The sequence below is a fragment of the Ohtaekwangia kribbensis genome (assembly GCF_042676245.1).
In the GTDB taxonomy this organism is placed as follows: domain Bacteria; phylum Bacteroidota; class Bacteroidia; order Cytophagales; family Cyclobacteriaceae; genus Ohtaekwangia; species Ohtaekwangia kribbensis.
On record NZ_JBHTKA010000007.1, the window covers coordinates 514,908 to 535,289 of the forward strand.

Here is a 20,382-nt window from a genome sequence, read left to right on the forward strand (position 1 = left end):
AAAGTAAAAAAGGGAGTACGCGTATCGCGATACTCCCTAACCCCGAGTAATCTGAATATATTATTTAAGATACTCCAATAGTTTTTCAGCAACCGCTTCGGATGATGCAGGGTTCTGACCGGTAATGAGTTGTCCATCGGTTACTACAAATGGCTTCCAGTCATCACCGCTTTGAAACTCGGCACCTCTTTGTTTCAGTACATCTTCCAGTAAGAATGGAACTACATCGGTAAGTTTCACGGCAGCTTCTTCTGTATTTTTGAAACCTGTAACTTTTTTACCTTTCACTAAATAAGCTCCGGTTTTATCTTTTACATCTTTAAGAACGCCTGGTGCGTGACATACAAAAGCGACTGGCTTGCTGTTGTTATAGAATGATTCGATCAGGCGAATGGAAACTTTGTCTTCGGCCAGATCCCACAGGGGACCATGTCCACCCGGATAAAACACAGCATCAAAATTTTTCTGATCTACATCTTTCAACGCCACGGTGTGAGCCAGTTTGTTTTGTGTTTGCGGATCACCGTTGAAGCGTTTGGTAGAAGGTGTGCTGAATTCCGGTTGGTTGCTTTTCGGATCAATAGGAGGTTGTCCTCCTTTTGGAGAAGCGATGGTTACGTCTATACCCTGATCTGTCAGTGTATAGTAAGGTGTTGCAAATTCTTCAATCCAGAAACCGGTCTTTTCGCCGGTGTTACCGAGTTGATCGTGCGATGTTAATACAAATAATACTTTCATTTTTTTAGATTTTGTTTTCTTTGCAGATGCATGTGCTGTTGATTGTGCGTACGCGGAGAATATCGATAACAGCAGCATGGCGGTCAGGAAAATTTTACGTCCCGTTTTCATAAGTTTTTTTGAATAATAACGCTGCAAAGATGGCGTGAGGTTACGCCTTTCATAAGGATGTACATCACATCTTTAAAGTGATCTACATCACACCGCTGCGGGCATGGAAACGGCTTAGTGTTTCGCGTGATACACCGAGATAGGCTGCAATCATTTTTTTAGGAACGCGTTGAAACAACTGCGGGTATTGGCTGAGCAACTGGTTATAGCGTTCTTCGGCCGTGTTTCGTAACAGCGACAGGATTCGTTTTTGTAAGGCCACATATCCGAACTTGGATTTCACCGCCCAGAAATGTTCCATGCTTCGTAGCTCGCGGCAGAGCTTGTCATAATTATCGACTGTGATCGCCAGCAGTTCCGAGTCTTCAATACAACTGATATATATATCCGATATACCCTTGCTATAGTATGCACTGTAGTCGCTGATCCACCAGTTCTCCATACCAAACTGAAGAATGTGTTCCTTGCCTGCATCATCCGTTACGTACGATCGCACACAACCTTTTACCACCCAGTAGCTATACTTTACTTCATCGCCCGCTTGTAGCACGAACTGGTGCTTCTGCCTTTTGATCGGTACAAAGTGACCCAGAATATAGTCAAAGTCTTCATCCGACAGATCGGTAATAATTTCCTGGATGTGATTTTTAAGAAGCAGGCTCATTCCGTTGAACAGGGTATGGAGCAAAGGTAACGCATTTCACCGTATCCTTTAACATACACTTAATATTGGAATAAGCATGGGTACATACTAATGCAGTAAACTTGACATGTTCTTTCACGGGTAGTCATTTCTGGTTAAAGCGTTATGTTCCACAAAAAGTTAGAGAAGAAAAGTGTATCCGATCTTGTAACCGCACTTCGCACCGGAAGCGAGCCGGCTTTCCGTGAGTTGTTCAACCGTTATGCAGGCAAAGTATTCCGCTATGTAATGCGCTTTGTACCTGCCGAGCCTGTTGCAGAAGAACTTATGCAGGATGTATTTATGAAGGTGTGGAACTACCGCGAGAATCTCGATGCATCGCAGTCGTTCAACAACTTCCTGTTTCGTATTACGAAGAATCATATTCTGAATCATCTGCGCGACATGCAACGCGATGTCGCTCTTAATAAAGAGTACAGGTTGTCGCTGTCGTCTTTTCACAATGCCGTAGAGGAGTCGTTAATTCATGAAGAGTATATCGCGCTTGCCAACAAAGCGATAGCATTGTTACCGGATAAGCGCAGGTCAATTTTTATTATGAGTCGTTTGGAAGGCATGAGCTACGAACAAATAGCCCAGGCGTTGGATATCAGTAAAGACACCGTGAGACTCCAGATGATCAAGTCCATCAAGTCCATTCGCGAGTACCTGCGGCTTCATGTTGATGTCCCTATTGGAATCGTCATTTCGGGTCTCTTGTACTTTTTATAAAAAAATATTTTTCTGAATAGACCTCGGCACCTGATGTTGTGTATTATAAGTAAAGTCAGGTTACATTGGAGCAAAAGGATAGCATATCGGAAGAACTCATCGCCAGGTTTCTGCGCAACGAAGTAAATGAGCAGGAGCGGACTGCGGTACTAGCATACTTGCAAAGCAGTGCCCCGGATGATGTTGTCGCTCAGACTATATTTGAAAAAAGCTGGGAGCGGGAAGAAGATGCTGCAGAGAACCTGTCTCCGTTGTTATACGAGCGTCTGCAATCCCGTTTGGACATTCCGACACAGAAGACCTATATATCCCGTCCAGTTGTATATCGTATGGCTGCTTCATTCTTGTTACTCGCAGCCTGTATATATGGCGTTACAACGTACTGGCAACACGTTCTGAACATTATTGACCCGGTGCATTATGTTACCCGTGAGACATACTCCGGGCAACGCATGGAATTTAAATTGCCGGATGGCTCTCATATTGTACTCAATGCGGGCAGCAAGCTTACGTATCCTGATAAATTCAGAAATGGCAAGCGCGATATTTCATTAGAGGGCGAAGCATTTTTTGAAGTTGTAAGAGACGAGCAAAAACCATTCATTGTTCGCACAGGACACATGCGTACACAGGTGCTGGGTACTTCCTTTAATATACAGGCGTATCCGAATGAACATACCATGCGGGTGAGTGTATTAACCGGGAAAGTTGCTGTATCACTCTATAAAGACTCCGTTGATGCCACACCGGAACAGCAGCAGTTGCTTACGGTAAATGAGCAGGTATATTTTGACCGGGTAACCGGGGCATTTGAAAAACAATATGTTTCGGCTGTACCGTTTGTAGCATGGACTGAGGGGAAACTCATCTTGCGTAATGCTTCTTTCCGGGAGATTGCGCACACGCTGGAGCGCTGGTATAATGTAAAGATAGAACTGCACCCGGCTGCAGGCGAGGGCTGTCGCTTTACGGCGAACTTTGGTGAAAATACGGCACTGCGTGATGTATTGGAGATGCTGCACATTACCAATCACATTCAATATTCGATCGAGGCCAATAGCGTAAAACTATATGAAGGAAAATGTAACCCCTAAACAAAATTAACTATGCAGTAAGGATATAATACCGAGCACTATATATAGGAGGAAGTAAAAGAGAACGGAGGTGGACCAACACCCCCGTTCTTGAATGAGTCTGTAAAGACTCATGCTTTCAGGAGTACCGATTAAGATTTAAACCCAAACGCAAGTCAAAAGTATGCAAAAACTTTTACGTGAAACACCTGTTTCTGTCAGGCGCTTCATTATAGTCATAGTATGTACTGGTTTTGTCGTCAGCCAGGCTTTCTCAAACTCTATCGTATTGGGACAGATACGGATTTCTTTGTCCCTTCAAAACGCTTCGGTAGAGCAGGCACTGGAAGCGGTGCGCGAACGAAGTGGCATCGGCATCACCTACAACAACAACGATCTGCCCGGTGATAAACGAATCACCTGCGATGTTAAAGACGTTACCATAACAGATGCCCTGAATCTCATTCTTCAAAAAACAAATCTTGGTTACAAAGAGTATAAATCCAACTTCGTTATTTATGTAAAACCTCCAGTAGTAAAGGCAGCAAAAACAACAGGCTCAATCAAGGGCACTATCGCAGATGCAGAGTCAGGTGAAATGCTCATCGGGGCCAGCGTACTGATTGTAGGTACATCCTGGGGAGCCTCTACCGATGCGGAAGGAAATTTCATGATCAAAGATGTTCCGGCAGGTGTATACCAGCTTGCTTTTTCATATCTCGGTTATGAGAGTACTATAGCAAGAGATATTAAAATTACAGCAGGGGAGACAACTGCATTGGATTATAAAATGAAGCCATCCAGTACACAACTCCAGGATATAGTCATCATCGGTGATAAAGCACTGTCGGGAAATGTTGTTGAGACGAATGAAGTGTCGCTGCTCAATTCCATTCGCAGTTCATCGCTTATTATTACCGGTATATCTGCGCAACAGATTTCGCGCAGTGTTGACCAGGATGCTGCCGATGTAGCAAGACGTTTACCGGGCGTTACCGTACTGAACAACTTTGTAAGTATACGCGGCATGCAGGAGCGCTATAATTTGACATTCCTCAACGGCATGATCGCTCCGAGTTCGGAAGCAGACCGCAGGGCGTTCTCCTATGATATGCTTCCCAGTAATATGATCGATAAGATGACAGTATACCGCAGCCCCGGGCCTGAACTTCTTTCAGACTTTGCAGGCGGTGTTATCAAAATCGAAACGAAGAATACATCAATAGCACGTCAGCTTGAAATAAATGCCTCGGCCTGGTACAGACCGGATTCACACTTCGAAAATTACTATACCTATGATGGCGGAAAGAAGGACTGGCTTGGGAAAGATGATGGCACGCGTGCACTCCCGAAAAATTTCCCGGCAACGGCTGCTATACCTGCGGGGGGATTAGGGTCACCGGCAACCACGCGCGATGTCTCCGGGTATACGGCTGATGAACTTGCTGCCAATGCAAACTGGGGGAAGCAATTATATAACAAGTGGAATTTACAAAAAGCAAATGCTGGTATGGATTATCGTGCCGGCATTAATTATTATAACGCGTGGCGACTTGGTGGTGTACGCCTCAGCAATCTTACCTCCATCAACACCACACAGGCAACGCAAATTATACGACAGGATTTCAAACCACTGCGAGGCGCAGGTAACGATGGCCGACAGCGTGATATAGAGTCGTATCGCGATACCATCAGCCAGGTAACGGCACGCTGGGGACTGTTGCAGAACCTGAGCCTCATCGTTAACCCAAGACACAGCTTTGAACTAAAGGGTATATATAATCGCCTGGGTATAGATGAGACCATTGTGCGTGATGGCCTCGATTTGTCTACAGACTATAATTCGTATCTGCGCAAAATTACGTATACCTATAGGAGTCGCGAAATACTGGCAACGCAATTGGCCGGTAGTCATACGTTGGGAGCAGAGAACAACAGTCATAAAATAACATGGTCAGGCAGCTATAGTTTTGCTAACGATGATGTGCCGGCTCAACGATCGTTACTCGCGTTGCCGGTAGGGGGCGGTAACAGTCAGAACCCGGATGCCAAACGGTATATAACCGGTACGGCTTCCAACCCGTTCACAACGGTTAATTCTTTTTTCTATTCGAATGGTGAGGAAACCAATACCACCTTTACACTTGACTACGAGAAGAAGTATGAGTCTGCATGGTTTTTCAGAACCGGCTTCTTCAATGAAAATAAGGAGAAAGATATAGATGCACGCCTGATCGCTGTCGGAGGACAGGACTTTCTTTACGAAGGTTCGCGGGTAAGTGAGTACGAAGCCGAGAAAGTATTCCGTCCTGAACTCTTTAAAGAAGACGGTACAGGTGCCTATATTTTCGATAATGAATACCTTTCCGGTGTATTCAATGTAAAGGGAAAAATATATGCAGGCTATGCTTCGGTAAATATACCACTCATTAAAAAAAAGCTGCAGATCTATGGAGGCGTTCGCTACGAAGGGCAGGATTTACATTTACGTATACCACCCAGTGAGTTTCTCGAGAACGCAGGTTATAAGGCAGACCTCATCAACCGGTATATATACTACTGGCTTCCCTCTGTTAATGTAACGTGGAGTTTCTCTGATAAAATGTTACTGCGGGCAGCATATGGTAAAACGCTCAATCGTCCGAACTACCGCGAACTTATTCCCATCACGGTTCTTGATCCGCGATTGGACAATATGTCTATCGGGAATGATACGCTGCAGGATGCACAGATCCACAACTTCGATCTGCGTTGGGAATTATACCCTTCGGAAAGTGAATTCGTTTCGGTGGGCGCTTTCTTCAAGCGGCTTAACAACGCTATAGAACCGTATGCCTATAATGAAGGCAGTCGCGAAATGATTCGCTATGATAATACACCGGAAGCACAGGTGTACGGTTTGGAAGTAGAAGTGCGCAAGAACCTGGGTTTCATTCCGGGTACATGGTCCAGACGATTTTCTGCGATCGCGAATCTCGCTTTGCTGAAGAGTGAAGTAAAATTCAAAGACGGTTTGTTTCCCGACCAGGGTAATGACTTTGATGACTTTCGTATCGGCACACGTCCCTTGGAAGGTACAGCATCATACGTGGTAAATATAGGACTATATTTTGACCAGGAAGACTGGGGCACCAAAGTATCTGCACTCTATAATGTGTTGGGACAACGCCTGGTGTATGCGGGTACTTCTTTCTTCCCGGAGACGTATGAACTTCCGCGCCACGTGGTAGACCTGGTTGTTCGCCAGCGTCTTACAAAATATCTCGAACTGAAAGCAGGTGTTCAGGATCTGCTCAATCAGCCACGCAGATTATACCGCGATTATGATCGTAATCAATATTGGGACGACCAGCGCAGAACGAAGTTGCCCAATAAAGATTGGATGTTTCAACAGTATCGTCCGGGCAGCTATTTCATGCTCGGTCTTAATCTGACGCTTTAAAGAATTAAAATCCAACAGACACCATATGGAGACCTGATCAAGAATGTTAACCCCATGTCTGTAGGAAGCAGAAAAAATGGCCCCGATGCAGTCGGGACCATTCACACAATGAAAAACCGGAATGCAGTCCAGTTTTAAATAATTATTAAAAGTAAATCAACTCACAATGAAAAACAACCTTAAAGTTTTAGTAACGCGCGTCATTGCAGGGGCCGCGTTTGCCGGTATGCTTTACGCATGTTCCGATCAACTCGCAACGGATGATTCAAATCTGAAGGATGGATCACTAAGAAGTGCTGATGTTAGTTTGCTGGCTACTCCGGTTGGTCCGTCAACGGCTACGGAGTGTACCATTACTACCATTACAGCAAACACTACCTGGTCACCATCTGGTAATCCTTATATACTATACGGAGATGTACGTGTTGCCAGTGGTGTAACACTTACGATTCAGGCGGGTACAGTAATTCGTGGTGACAAAGCTTCACGCGGAACACTGACTATATTACGCGGAGCAAGAATCATTGCGAATGGTACATCAACCAGTCCTATCGTATTTACTTCAAATCAACCTGCAGGATCACGCGCTTCAAAAGACTGGGGTGGCGTAAATATACTTGGATCGGCTCCAAACAACCAGGGCGCCAATGTTAATGCAGAAGGATATCCTTCATGCGTAACAGCACCACAGTACGGTGGTACAAACTGTGCTGACAACTCAGGGGTTCTCCGTTATGTTCGTATCGAGTACGGTGGAATTCCACAGGCAACTGTTCCGAACAGTGAGAAGAATGGTTTGACATTGTATAGTGTTGGTAGCGGAACAACAATCGATCACGTACAGGTTTCATTCGGTGGTGATGATGCATTCGAGTGGTTCGGAGGTTGTGTAAACGCCAAATACCTGATCTCGTATCGGAACCAGGATGATGACTTTGATACTGACTTCGGATACTCCGGTAAAGTTCAGTTCGGTATTGCCGTTCGCGATCCTGCTATCAACGACAATTCAGCTTCTAACGGTTTTGAATCTGACACAGATGCTGACGGTGTAAATGCTACTCGCACAACAGCACGTTTCAGCAACTTTACATTGGTTGGTCCTTACGATCCTGCGTGTGCCCGTACCGTTGTGGACAATGCTTCACCAAACCCTCGCTTCCTCGATGGTCTGCACCTGAGACGCAATACTGGTATAGATGTATATAACTCTATCATCACTGGCTGGAGAAATGCACAGGTATATGCTGAGCCAAGCTCAATCGTATCAGCTGCTTCCGGTGGTGTTGCTCTTTCTCACAACACGGCAGTGAAGCCTGCCAATGCATTGGTACCGGCTTCCGTTTGCTTCATCGAGCCTGCGGCTGCAAACAACGTATGGACGATCAGCGCTACAAACATCTGTGCTGATGCTACAGCTTGCGCAAATGGTGGTGTTGGAAGTATGGTAACCAATAGCGGTCTTGGCACTGCTGCCTGGACACTGACCAACCCAAGTGTAAGACCTTCTACTGCTACCGTTGCTATCCAGACAAACGGAACAAATGCGAATGCACTTGACAGCTTCTTTACCGTGAATGAGACAACAACCGGAGCTACTACGTACTACCGTGGTGCCCGCAGATTTGTTGATGACAACGGATGGGACTTCGGGGGATCATGGGTGAACTACGATCCGCAAAATGCTCCTTATCCTAACTAGGCTATAGGTACATATATAGTATAACTGGACTGACATTCTTTCAACTTCCGGCCCCGTAAGGCGGGAGGTTGTTTTTTCAAAAACATTTAACCTCATGATGCTTCGAAAAAATCTTTACCCATCCTTTTTTAAATTACCGGTTCGTGTGGCATTGGGATGCCTGGTATATATAGCATTGCTGTATACGGTCATTTCCTGTCAGGAAAAAGATGAGTTCGTGCCACTGAAAATTCATGCCATAGAACCATCGGAAGCGATCATTGGCGACACGATCACCATCATCGGAGAGGGATTTAGTCCCGGGTACGAGTATAATGAAATATCGTTCCAGGGAGTAAGCGATCCCATTGCTCCGTTGAGTATATCCAACACCGGTCGCCTGTATGTGCGTGTACCGGACGGAGCAGCATCCGGAAGTATACATATTAATATACTGGATGAAGAAACTGCGGATAGCCCACCCGTTACCATTCACGCTCCGGAGATCACTTCCATTACCCCTGACCATGCCTGGATCGGAGATACGGTTGTTATAAAGGGTAAAAATTTTCGAAGCGAGCGCGAGCATAATGCCGTAAAATTCAACCCGGCAACTAGTAATTTAACAGCTACCGTTATCAGCGCATCAGCAACTGAACTGAAGGCAATTGTACCTTCATCGGCCCGCACGGGTACCATGAGTGTACTCGGTTATGCCGGAGTAACATTTACATTAAACCCGGGAGAGATTGCAGTGATAGAACCGCTGCAGGGTGTTGTAGGCGACACCATTTCACTAAAAGGTAAAGGACTGAGTACGAGCCCGGCCGCAACCATAGTGTTCACCGGGAACAATGCAGTCATCACTTCATTAGAGCAAGAAAGTACTCCACGCCACCTTCGCGTTATTGTTCCACCCGGAGCAACCGATGGTGTTGTGAAGCTTGTGTACAACAATGTGGATATAATATCACCCGGTATATTTAAAGTATACCCGGTGATTAAAGATATATCTCCGCGCTCCGGTCTCGCAGGTTCCGTGATAAAAATCACAGGCCATAATTTCAGCACAGAAGCCGAAGAAAATGAAGTAAAATTCAATGGCACTACTGTACCGGTAACAGGCGTTTCCGAAACTACATTACAGGTAAAATTACCGTCCGGCATTTCATCGGGACCGGTAACCGTTACTGTAAATGGAAGAATAGCTACAGGACCGCCCTTTACACTCGCGGCCGAAGGCACACCCGTTATTACCGAGCTTCAACCTGACCACGGACCGGTAAACAGCATTGTAGTTTTGAAAGGAGAAAATTTCAGCACAACCACTTCGCAGAACGAAGTGAGGTTTGCAGGCAACGCAGTGGCTACTGTACAATCGGCTTCTGCCAAAGAGTTGATTGTGCGCGTTCCGCCGGGAGCTGTGTCTGGTCCGGTTACCGTTACAAAGGAAGGAAAGACAGGCACAAGTCCGGACTATACAATTTCATCCAAACCTGTGCCGGTAGTAATATCGCTTAGCCCACTTTCCATTAAACGCGGTGCTATACTCACGATAAACGGAGCAAACTTTAAAACAGTAAAAGAGGATGTCAATATAGGATTCACCGGAGTCGGCACCTTTAATTATACTCCCTTAAGTGCTTCCGAAAATCAACTTACCGTGCAGGTGCCAAATGATATCAGTCCGGGGAATTGGACGATCTATGTGGAGCAGGATGGTGAAAGCTCCAACAAGGATAAGACCGTTAAAGTAGAAGGACAACCTGTTATTGCTTCACTGGATCCGACACAGGGTATACCGGGCTCTGTTGTTACATTGACAGGTACTGATTTTGATCTTATTGAAAGTAATAACCAGGTAAAGTTTGGTAATACGGTAGCAACACTGGTAAATGCCGGAGATGTATTGCCGGATAAAGTATCGGTATATGTGCCCGACCTTGCTCCCGGCACCTATAGCATTACCTTAACGGCATTTGGGACAGCTTCTGCCGGAGTGTCATTCCAGGTAAAGCCCAAACCTGCCGTGGTTAGGAATGTATACTATATTTCGGCTGATGATATTGTTACCTCGCAGGCTCTTCTTATCAAGAAAGCAATATTTGATCCACCCTCTACACAAACTGTATATAAAAGTGTAAATGCCCCCATAATAGGAAGCATGCTGGTGGATCTGGCGGGAAGCAAGGTATATCTTGAAGAGAACGGAGCCATTATCCGAAGCAATCTGAATAACACCGGCAAGGTTGAACTATATGATCTGAATGAAGCAGGAGGGACCTATATCGGTGATTTGAGTCTTGATGCAGCCAACCAGAAATTATACTGGTCAGGTGCCGGAAGTCCAAATATATACAGCGGTAATACCGATGGATCGGGAACTCCGGAATTATTGTACGATGGAACCGATGGACTGGAGATTGCATTGGGCGTTACGTATGTTCCCGAGGATGGAAAGCTATATATAGCAGATCAAAACTATACCAATGGACATCGCATCTTACGCGCCAATGCAGATGGCTCCGGAACACCACAGGTATTATTTGATGGTGCGGATGGACTTGGCCTGGTACACGATGTAAAGATCGATGTTGCAGCCGGGAAAATATTTATTGAAGACATCGAAGAGTCTGCCTGGGCGTACAGGATACTCAGTGGCAACCTGGATGGCAGTGGTACACTCACGGTGCTGAAAGTATTAGGCTGGCCACAGGTTACCGGTATATCGCTGGATCCGCAGGAGAAGTATATATACTGGATGCAGGTCAATGAAGCTGATCCGCAGTTTGGAAGTATATACCGCGCGCAATACAATTTTGCTCCGATTCCCGGCACCGATCCGGCTTCCGCTGTACAAACCGTTTATTCGAATATCAAGTTGGCGGGTGTAACAGGCTTTGTTGGTGGTATAGCGGTTGAAAATACATCAGGGGCGGCACAACGCGCATCCATACGGTTGCCATTGAAACTCCGTGCCACCAAACATAAATAATGTATATATGCCAGGCTATAGATTATAAACACCTTAAATCACAATGAAAAACAAGAGATTTCTACAAACAAAACTTTCCAGACTAAATGCAGTGGTCTGGATGGTAGTACTTACCTTATTGGTACCCGCCCATAAAAGTATGGCGCAGGTAACGGCAAACGATTCAACCGCGCTGGTCGCCCTGTACAACGGTACGGCTGGAGCAAACTGGTTTTCGGCTACCAACTGGTTAACAGGTCCTGTAGGTACATGGCAGGGGGTAACCATTGCCAACAAACGCGTAACGGAGGTATATCTTCCATTTAATAACCTGTCGGGAGTGCTTCCTGACGAGGTTAAGAAACTTACCGAACTGAAATTTCTCGGCTTGCCCGGTAATCAGCTTTCCGGAGCAATCCCTTCATCCCTCAGCAACTTAAAGAAGCTCACAGCATTGGATCTGTCCGAGAATAAATTTACCGGCAGCATTCCTGCATCGCTTACCTTGTTAACGAAACTTACAAGCCTGAATCTTTCACGGAATACACTCTCCGGCAAAATACCGGCTACGATCGGACTGCTGTATAAACTGACTTACCTGAATCTTGCGCAAAACGGCCTTACTGGAAATATACCGGTAAGTATAGCACTGATGGCCGATTTGAAAGATCTTTTCCTTGAGAATAATCAACTCTCCGGAAATATTCCTTCTGTAATTGGTTTCCTCGAAAAAGCAGAGCAGGTATATCTGTATGGTAACAAGTTGTGTGGATCTATTCCGTCCTCCATCGGTTCAATGGATAGCCTGGTATACTTTAACGTATCAAGCAACCAATTGACAGGTGCTGTACCTTCATCGGTAGCATCGCTTACCAGACTATATCTCTTTAATATTGAAAGCAACCAGATCGCAGATCTTCCGAATCTTTCCGGTGTATCTTCACTGTTCCAGTTAATCGTAGGCAATAACCGCCTTACGTTTGCAGATCTGGAACCGAACATTACCAAAATGCTTCCGGGGAGTTATGCTCCACAAGACAGCGTTGGTACGAACAAGACGGTAACCGTTTGTGAAGGTGATTCACTCGTGCTTTCTGCTGATGTGCTGGAGTCATCACCAAATAATACTTTTGTTTGGTTCAAGACCGACTACTCCTATATCTCCGATGCATCATCCAGCCCTGTATTAGTGTTGCCGAACGCAACAGCAGCCGATGCAGGTATATATTCTGCCGAAATAACCAATAGCCATGTTCCGGACCTATACCTGTATAGAAAAGCAGTTTTTGTGACGGTAAATACATGTCCGGTGACAGAAGCCACTGCACGCAACGGAGCTACCAAAGTATTTCCGGCACCATTCGAGTATGAAGCTACAGTAGAGGTAACAACAGCGAAAGATGAAAATCTGACGCTCGTTCTGATCGACAAAAGTGGACAGGTAGTAACACAGCTTGCAAACCTGAAGACCAATGAAAGAATTTCCATTGGAGCAAGCCTTCCGCGTGGATTGTATTATCTGAAGTCGCAACATGGAGGAAGAAACGAAGTAGTGCGCATCATAAAAAAATAAATTAACCTAAGCCTGGCTGGAAGGGTGTTGTTACATCGCACCCTTCCTTCTTTTTAGGGCTTTCTAAACAATTGAATTATGAGAGTAGCAGGTTTGTGTTTTATATACGTAGTCATGTTCTTCGTGGCCGGTTGTTCTGATAGAAAAGAGCAACGGGAATATATATCGATTCCGGGTACACTTATAAAGATTATACCACCGGAAGAATTTACCCTTGCACCCGACATTGGTGGTTTCAAACATAACCGGCTTACAGCGTCCATTATGGTTCAGGAAAGTCCAAAGGATTTTAAGACCGTTTCGGATAGCTATACGGATTCAACTCTGATACGGCAGGGCGGTGAACTGTTAACCAGTTTTCCCATTGCGGTGGATAGTACGGAAGCGATGATGTATAAAACCTTCCGCGTATCACAAGGATTGAACTTTGTGCAGTGGTCGCTCGTCATGCAAATGGAAGATCATGTTGTTACCGTGATCAGTTCATACCTGAAACAAAACGACAGAGAGTTGTCTGGGAGAGTAAAGGAAGCACTTATGACAACGCGTATTGATCGGAATGCAGATCATAAAAAAAGTTTATTATCTTTTATAATTGAAGGCGAGCCATTAAAACAGGCGAAGTTGTTGCAGGGACCTTCGATTATGTTTACCGGGAATGGTGAGTGGAATGATCAATCTATATTTCAACTTTCTTTTTTTGCAGGTCCATCGCTGGAGAATGCCATGGTAGAACGCAGTCCGGATTTTGTTATGGGACAACTCCGGAATATATGTGCTGATTGCAAGGTTGAGAAGGGCGGCCTAAAGGAGATATCAATTGATAGTCTGGATGGCTATGAGATCGTTTCGTACCGGATAGATTCTGCTACCCATACACAAAGACTAAAATACCAGGTTGTGTTATTTGAAGATACGCGTTATTATTTACTGGCAGGCACTGCGAGCGAACATCACGAAGAGAATCTTTCTGCCTTCCGGACGATAGCGCACACGTTTAGGCGTAAGCGTTCGGTGTAGCGATTTTTTTAGCCCGCAGAGGTCGCGGATTTACGCAGATATACCACAGAAAATATTTAAATAGCATCAGGATACTTGAGCTACTGATGTACTTTGTATATATAGTATACAAGTACATGAGTACTTTTGTATTTATGCTGCGTAAATCTGCGTCTTCTGCGGGCTAATGCATTTTGGCTATCTATTCATCCTTGAGAACTTTCACCGGGTTGATGCGCGCAGCCTTCCACGATTGAAATCCGATGAAGCAGAACGCTATCAGCCACGCGGCTACTCCTGATAATATGATGAGTATAAAATCCACTTCTGTTTTATAGGCAAAGCGTTGCAGCCAATGACTCATACCATAATATATACCCGGTACAGCTATAATAAAGGCTATGGCAATGGGTATCGAGAACCCCCGTGTCAGCATAAACAGGATCTGCAATATAGAAGCGCCCAATACTTTGCGAATGCCGATTTCTTTTGAGCGTCTGTTTACCACGAAAGAAGATAGTCCCATAAGTCCCAGGCACGCAATCACTACAGCCATGAAAGAAAATACTTCGAATAGCAAAAGAAATTTTTCTTCCTGCTCGTATGTTCTGGCAAACTCGTCATCGATAAAATGATATTCAAAAGGACGGTCCTGTGTCAAGCCTTCCCACTTTTGTTTAAGCGCTGCGAGTGTTGCTGATAAATTCTGCGGAGATACTTTCAGCAACAGGTTATCGGAGCAGGCACGTGCAGGAGCAGGCACCGGGAAATAGGCTATAGGTTCTACTTTCTGATGCAGCGAGTAATGATGTATATCGTTTACAACACCAATAACTCTTCCGCGGGTGTTGCCTATGGTTACTTCTTTTCCGGTAGCTTCCGTTACACCTAACATCTTACGTGCTGTCTCATTGATGATAAATGCCGAAGAGTCATCTGTACCATACTGTTGAGAGAAGTTTCTTCCTTCGACAAAGGATGCTTTTAACAAGTTGAAGTATTCGAAGTCAACGGATACAATGAAGATTGTACCACCATCTTTCTCGGTACGTTCATCCCAGCGTATATCCCAGGCGTTGTTCATAGCAGCCGGAAAACTTTCACCGGTAGCAGAAGCTCCCGTTACTCCCAGAGTTGCCGCCATGAGATCGCGTATGGTAAGTACTTTCTTCTGTAACTCACGATCGTCAACCGGAATCGTGATCAGTTGATCGGTAACTACGCCCAGGTCTGCTTGCTTCAGATAACGGACCTGTTTGTTAATGATCAATGTACTGGCAATAAGCGCGATGGAGATGGTAAACTGAAATACCACCAATGCCTGACGCGAAGAGAAGCCGGAACCGGTAGGAGTAACTTTTGTTTTAAGGGCTTCCAGCGGTTTGAAAGCCGATAGAAATGTAGCCGGATATAGTCCTGCGAAAATACAAATCAGCGTAATAGCGGATAGAAATATAGCTGGCAAAGCTACTGCTGAAAACAGGATAGAAGTATCGGGTATATAATTACTGGCGAGTGGCTGTAAAGCTGAAACAGCAGCAAATGAAATGACCAATACAATAACAGATGTAAGAAGAGCTTCCACCATAAACTGTGTAAACAGCTGCTTCCGGAATGCACCGAGCGCCTTGCGTACACCGATCTCTTTTTTACGAAGTTCAGCCCGCGCAGTGGATATATTAACAAAGTTTACACATGCGAGCAGAAATATAAATCCACCGATAGCGGTAAATATATATACGTTGGTTATTCTGTCAGTAAGGTTTTTACCCACGTGCCCGGAGTATAAATGCAATTTGGGTAGCGGTTGAAATTCCAGTTCCTGATGGGCAAATCCTTTACCGGCATATTTTTCCAGGAAAGACGAAGCCTTTTTCTCCATATTGGGTACGGCATCCACATCGTTCACCAGGGCATACGTTGTAACCCAGCTTAGGTTCCAGAAGTTTTCGAACTGCGGGTATACCTGCATGGCTGTATGCATAGGTGCCAGAAACGTAAATTGAATGGAGGAATTGGTGGGTATATCTTTTACAACCCCGGTAACTGTAAAAGTAAATTTACGATCACCGTCATATATTTTCAGTTCAACAGTTTTGCCAATGGGATCAGCATCTTCAAAATACTTCTTCGCCATGGTCTCGGTCATCACCACGCTATAGGGATCTTTTAAGACGGTAGCGCGATCACCTTTTACAAGATCAAAGCTGAACACGTTGAAGAACGAAGAGTCAGCCCAGTAAAATCCATCCTCATAGAAGTAAGAATCCTTATCAGCACGAATGGAAACATTATCCTGTCCCAAGCGAACAATCTGTTGAATGGCTGAATATTCATTCTTCAATGAAGTTCCTAAAGGATAGGAAGTTGATAACGCTGCCCGATCTGTTTCCGGGAAGGTAAGGTTGACGCGAAATATATTCGCCTTTTGGAGATGAAATTCATCGGCCTGCAACTCAGACCACACAAACAGGGAAATAAAAATACAACACGTGATACCGGTGGCAAGACCTGCTATATTGATAATGGATGAGAACGGATGACGGAGAAGATTTCTCCAGGCGCTTTTCAGGTTCGTAAATAACATAGGCTTAGTCTGTAATCGGGCTACTATCCACCTCGAAGGCCAAATCAATGCCAAACCGAAAATATAGGTTTACGTGTTGTTTTGATAGCAGACTTGTGCGATAACGAATAATTATGTTCGCCAGCGGAACGTATAGGGTAAATGGTTAGCCTTCCATAAATACTGTATCATAAATTCTACACCCGGAATAAAACTAAGGAAAAGTCTGATTTTTAAAATCAGGACAGCCCTGATGGATTGAAGCAGTGCGGGGTTGATCTTTGTGGCAGAAATGCGATAAATGCCTTGCTTACTTTACCCGCAGTAACGCTTGAACGCACATATGCTGTCGATGAACAGAAGAGATATATCGAACGTAAATCCGGACGCAGGTTCGGATGAACCAAGTGAACCAGATGCAGAGTCGGGTAATACCAGCATTGGACTTCCCGATCAGATCCGTATACTTTTTATTGAAGACAATCCCGATGACCTGGAGCTGCTCACCTATGAGTTAAAGCGAAACGGCATCCGGTATACCGCCTGTACGGTACAGACAAAAATAGATTACGAACGTGAGCTGATAAGTTTCAATCCGCAGGTAATTTTATCCGACTACTCGCTGCCATCCTTTAATGGACTTTCAGCTTTTCAAATAAAACAAAATGTATTACCTGATGTTCCTTTCATTATTGTTTCAGGGACAATCGGTGATGAGAACGCTGTGGCCCTGATCCGGAATGGTATAACGGATTATGTATTGAAGGAAAATATGTACCAGGTTCCGCTGAAGATTTCACGAGCCCTGAAGGAAACTGCCGAGCGAAAAGAAAAAGCAATGGCTGAGACACTGCTGAGTCGAAGTCGTGAGCAGTTACAAAAAATACTGGATCAATCGCTGGACCTGATCTGTACCTTCGATGAAGCCGGAACATTTCTCAGTGCAAGTGCAGCATCTAAAAGTGTGTTAGGCTATACACCGCAGGAGCTCATTGGCAAGAGTGTATGGTCTATCATTCATCCGGATGATTTGCACCGATCGATAGACACCTCCGGAAAAGTGGTAAATGGTTTGGACGCAACCAACTTTGAAAACCGCTTTCGTACCAGTGAAGGTAAATATGTATGGCTGCACTGGTCTGCCAAATGGGATGCGCGTGAAAAGGTGTCCTATTGCGTAGCGCGTGATGTAACCGAGAAGAAACAGGCAGAGGCTTTGTTGCAGAATCGAGAGAAACGTTTCAAGGCCCTGCTGGAAAATAGTACCGATGGTTTGTCTATCTTTAGTGAAGATGGATTTTTACTGGAGGTAAGCCTATCAGGACAAAAGATACTCAACTATGATCCGGATACACTGGTAGGCAAATCTTTCCTGGACATTGTACACCAGGAGGATCGCGTTAAAGTAAATGACGCTTTCCGGTATATTATTGATCAACCGCAGCAGGTTAAATATATAGAGTATAGATCGTTGCTGCCGGATGGTTCCTATCGCTGGATCGAACTGAATTTTCAGAACCAGTTGCAGGAGCCCGCGGTGGGGGCGATCATCGCACACTATCGCGATATAACAGAACGTAAATTGTCGCAGTTACTTATCCACGAGAGTGAAGAAAAGTACAGGACTTTATTTGATATGAGTCCTTTTCCGATGTGGGTATTTGATGTGGAGACATTCCGGTTCCTGAAGGTAAACAATGCGGCCATTCGCCATTACGGATATAGTCGTGAAGAATTTTTGTCCATGTCGATCAAAGATATTCGTCCGCAGAACGATATAGGTAAAGTTGAACGCATTGTGAGTCGTACAAAAGTGACAGGTGCTTTTAGTCGCGGAGTTTTTACGCACATTCGCAAGAACGGTCAGCGTATATGTGTTGATATACAAAGTAACCTGATCGAACTGGACGGAAGAAAAGCCCGGCTCGTATTGGCGAAAGATATAACGGTGCAGATGCGCTACGTGAAAGATATAGAGGAGAAGAACAAGCGGCTGAATGAAATAGCGTGGGTACAATCGCATGTTGTGCGCGCACCGTTGGCGCGAATAAAAGGTCTTATTGAGTTCATCAAGTTTATGCCAGCACAAGAGCTGAATTTACAAGAAGTGCTCAACAATATCATGGCATCAGCAGATGAATTGGACAATGTTATACACGAGATTGTTCAAAAAACAGAACAACTTGAAAATTGAAAGAGGTCATGCGTTTTAAAGTATTGATTATAGACGATGACCCGATTATACTGGTGCTGCATAAAAGCATAGCGATACGGAGCGGCTTATGTACCGAAGAGCCGTTGAGCTTTCAGAATGGTAAAGCTGCCCTGGACTACCTTTGTGCCAATGGTAATGATAAAGAAAATTACCTGCTGCTGCTGGATATACACATGCCCCTGATGAATGGCTGGGAGTTTCTGGATTCGATCCGGAGCACACCCTTGTGGGAACAAATGAAAATTATACTGATCTCTTCGTCCATTGATGCACGCGATCATGAGAAGGCGAAAAAATATTCCCGGGTGATACGCTATATTGAAAAGCCGCTTCAGTTTGATATCTGCACCAAGCTGCCGGAAATGGTGCTTAATAATTCAAGTAGCATTTAGCTATATACGTTGGACTGATTTTTTGCAAAGACTTATTTCGAGTCGAAACATCTTATATATACGCGGATGCATCCGGAATGGATGGATACCGGCTTGATAGTTCTGTCTGCTTCATTTTCGTTTCGCAGGCTTCCATAGCAATACATTCCTTCTGATCTTCGTTCTTTATCGGAAGAAAATTTTAGTGATCATCAGTTAATGTATTGAGTTATGAGCCGAGTTATTCTTACAATCCCCATGTTGTGGATGCTGCTGCTGGTACCGGCCTGCAAAGATTCCACCGATGAAGAAAGGATATACCGGGTACAAGGCACCCTGACGGTGGATAACCGGGCACGCACCTATATGCTCAATCTCCCTCCGGATTATCATGACGATGACACAAAAACTTTTTCATTGGTAATAGCACTTCATGGTGCTGGTGGCAGTGCAAGCCAGTTTGAGACTGACTATCATTTTACAGAGAAAGCAGACGCTTCGAATTTTATAGTGGTATACCCGGAAGGTGTAGCACGTGAAAGTGTATTGGCCTTGCGAACCTGGAATGCCGGCACCTGCTGCGACTATGCTATGGCAAATAACATTGATGATGTAAAGTATATACGTGAACTCCTGGACGATCTGGTGAGACACTACAGGATCAATCCCGCCAGGGTATATGTTACGGGAATGTCCAATGGCGGCATGATGGCATACAGGCTCGCATGCGAATTGTCGGACAAGGTTGCGGCTATTGCAGTTGTAAGCGGTACTATGGTTATGGACGAGCCCTGTAATCCCGACAACGCAGTTCCTATATTACATATACATTCTGTGCTCGATACAACAGTTCCGTATGCGGGTGGAACAGGACTGCAGGGCTATCACTTTGCGCCCGTAGACTCTGTGTTGCTGGTTTGGAAAAGTATAAACAATTGCTCGGCTTCCCCTGATATACCGGTAAATAATGATCGCTATACATTAACTGTATGGAATGCATGCGCTGAAACCAGTGCGGTTGAAAGCTACCTCACGCAAGACGGTGGACATGCATGGCCCGGTGGTGAAAAGCCTGGTAACTGGGCAGATATACCTTCCACCGCTATTCGTGCAAATGATGTTATCTGGGAATTCTTTCAGCGTTATGAACGATAGTGCTCCGTTAAGTGCTGTACAATTTGCACTCTATAGTACATAGTATACTTTATTTTTCTGAATAGTTGAT

Annotated in this window: 13 protein-coding genes; 10 read left to right on the top strand and 3 right to left on the bottom strand. The window is 44.9% G+C overall.

Annotation, left to right across the window (positions count from 1 at the left end):
• Positions 1 to 60: 60 nt before the first annotated feature.
• Both ACFQ21_RS17430 and ACFQ21_RS17435 read right to left on the bottom strand, forming a co-directional pair.
• On the bottom strand, positions 61 to 849 hold the full coding sequence (locus ACFQ21_RS17430) for a type 1 glutamine amidotransferase domain-containing protein (protein ID WP_449290176.1): 789 nt from the start codon (positions 847 to 849) through the stop codon (positions 61 to 63).
• 82 nt (positions 850 to 931) lie between these two features.
• The gene (locus ACFQ21_RS17435; protein WP_377580562.1) at positions 932 to 1,513 is read right to left on the bottom strand and encodes a Crp/Fnr family transcriptional regulator; all 582 of its coding nucleotides are present in this window, start codon (positions 1,511 to 1,513) and stop codon (positions 932 to 934) included.
• Between the two features lie 144 nt (positions 1,514 to 1,657).
• Between ACFQ21_RS17435 and ACFQ21_RS17440 the strand changes: the two genes are divergently transcribed.
• The 7 genes from ACFQ21_RS17440 to ACFQ21_RS17470 all read left to right on the top strand — a co-directional run bounded on the left by ACFQ21_RS17440 (position 1,658) and on the right by ACFQ21_RS17470 (position 14,026).
• Positions 1,658 to 2,263 carry an RNA polymerase sigma factor gene (locus tag ACFQ21_RS17440; protein WP_377580563.1) on the top strand — a complete coding sequence of 202 codons (606 nt, stop codon included), beginning with the start codon at positions 1,658 to 1,660 and terminating at the stop codon, positions 2,261 to 2,263.
• A 65-nt stretch (positions 2,264 to 2,328) separates the two neighbouring features.
• A complete protein-coding gene (locus tag ACFQ21_RS17445) occupies positions 2,329 to 3,357 on the top strand; it encodes a FecR family protein (RefSeq protein ID WP_377580564.1) in 1,029 nt (342 codons plus the stop codon).
• A 163-nt stretch (positions 3,358 to 3,520) separates the two neighbouring features.
• Positions 3,521 to 6,778, top strand: a complete 3,258-nt coding sequence (locus ACFQ21_RS17450) for a TonB-dependent receptor (RefSeq protein ID WP_377580565.1) — start codon at positions 3,521 to 3,523, stop codon at positions 6,776 to 6,778.
• Between the two features lie 166 nt (positions 6,779 to 6,944).
• Entirely contained in the window at positions 6,945 to 8,480 is a 1,536-nt protein-coding gene (locus ACFQ21_RS17455; protein ID WP_377580566.1) for a T9SS C-terminal target domain-containing protein, read from the top strand.
• 94 nt (positions 8,481 to 8,574) lie between these two features.
• The gene (locus tag ACFQ21_RS17460) at positions 8,575 to 11,454 is read left to right on the top strand and encodes an IPT/TIG domain-containing protein (protein ID WP_377580567.1); all 2,880 of its coding nucleotides are present in this window, start codon (positions 8,575 to 8,577) and stop codon (positions 11,452 to 11,454) included.
• A 43-nt stretch (positions 11,455 to 11,497) separates the two neighbouring features.
• A complete protein-coding gene (locus ACFQ21_RS17465; RefSeq protein ID WP_377580568.1) occupies positions 11,498 to 13,006 on the top strand; it encodes a T9SS type A sorting domain-containing protein in 1,509 nt (502 codons plus the stop codon).
• A 78-nt stretch (positions 13,007 to 13,084) separates the two neighbouring features.
• Complete coding sequence (locus ACFQ21_RS17470) at positions 13,085 to 14,026, top strand: hypothetical protein (protein ID WP_377580569.1); 942 nt, start codon at positions 13,085 to 13,087, stop codon at positions 14,024 to 14,026.
• A 181-nt stretch (positions 14,027 to 14,207) separates the two neighbouring features.
• Here ACFQ21_RS17470 and ACFQ21_RS17475 read toward each other — a convergent pair whose 3' ends face one another.
• Entirely contained in the window at positions 14,208 to 16,592 is a 2,385-nt protein-coding gene (locus tag ACFQ21_RS17475; protein ID WP_377580570.1) for an ABC transporter permease, read from the bottom strand.
• A 310-nt stretch (positions 16,593 to 16,902) separates the two neighbouring features.
• Between ACFQ21_RS17475 and ACFQ21_RS17480 the strand changes: the two genes are divergently transcribed.
• The 3 genes from ACFQ21_RS17480 to ACFQ21_RS17490 all read left to right on the top strand — a co-directional run bounded on the left by ACFQ21_RS17480 (position 16,903) and on the right by ACFQ21_RS17490 (position 20,312).
• Entirely contained in the window at positions 16,903 to 18,765 is a 1,863-nt protein-coding gene (locus ACFQ21_RS17480) for a PAS domain S-box protein (protein ID WP_377580571.1), read from the top strand.
• Between the two features lie 8 nt (positions 18,766 to 18,773).
• Positions 18,774 to 19,178: a response regulator gene (locus tag ACFQ21_RS17485; RefSeq protein WP_377580572.1), complete on the top strand. Its 405-nt coding sequence runs from the start codon at positions 18,774 to 18,776 to the stop codon at positions 19,176 to 19,178.
• Positions 19,179 to 19,388: 210 nt separating this feature from the next.
• Entirely contained in the window at positions 19,389 to 20,312 is a 924-nt protein-coding gene (locus ACFQ21_RS17490; protein WP_377580573.1) for an extracellular catalytic domain type 1 short-chain-length polyhydroxyalkanoate depolymerase, read from the top strand.
• Positions 20,313 to 20,382 lie beyond the last annotated feature (70 nt).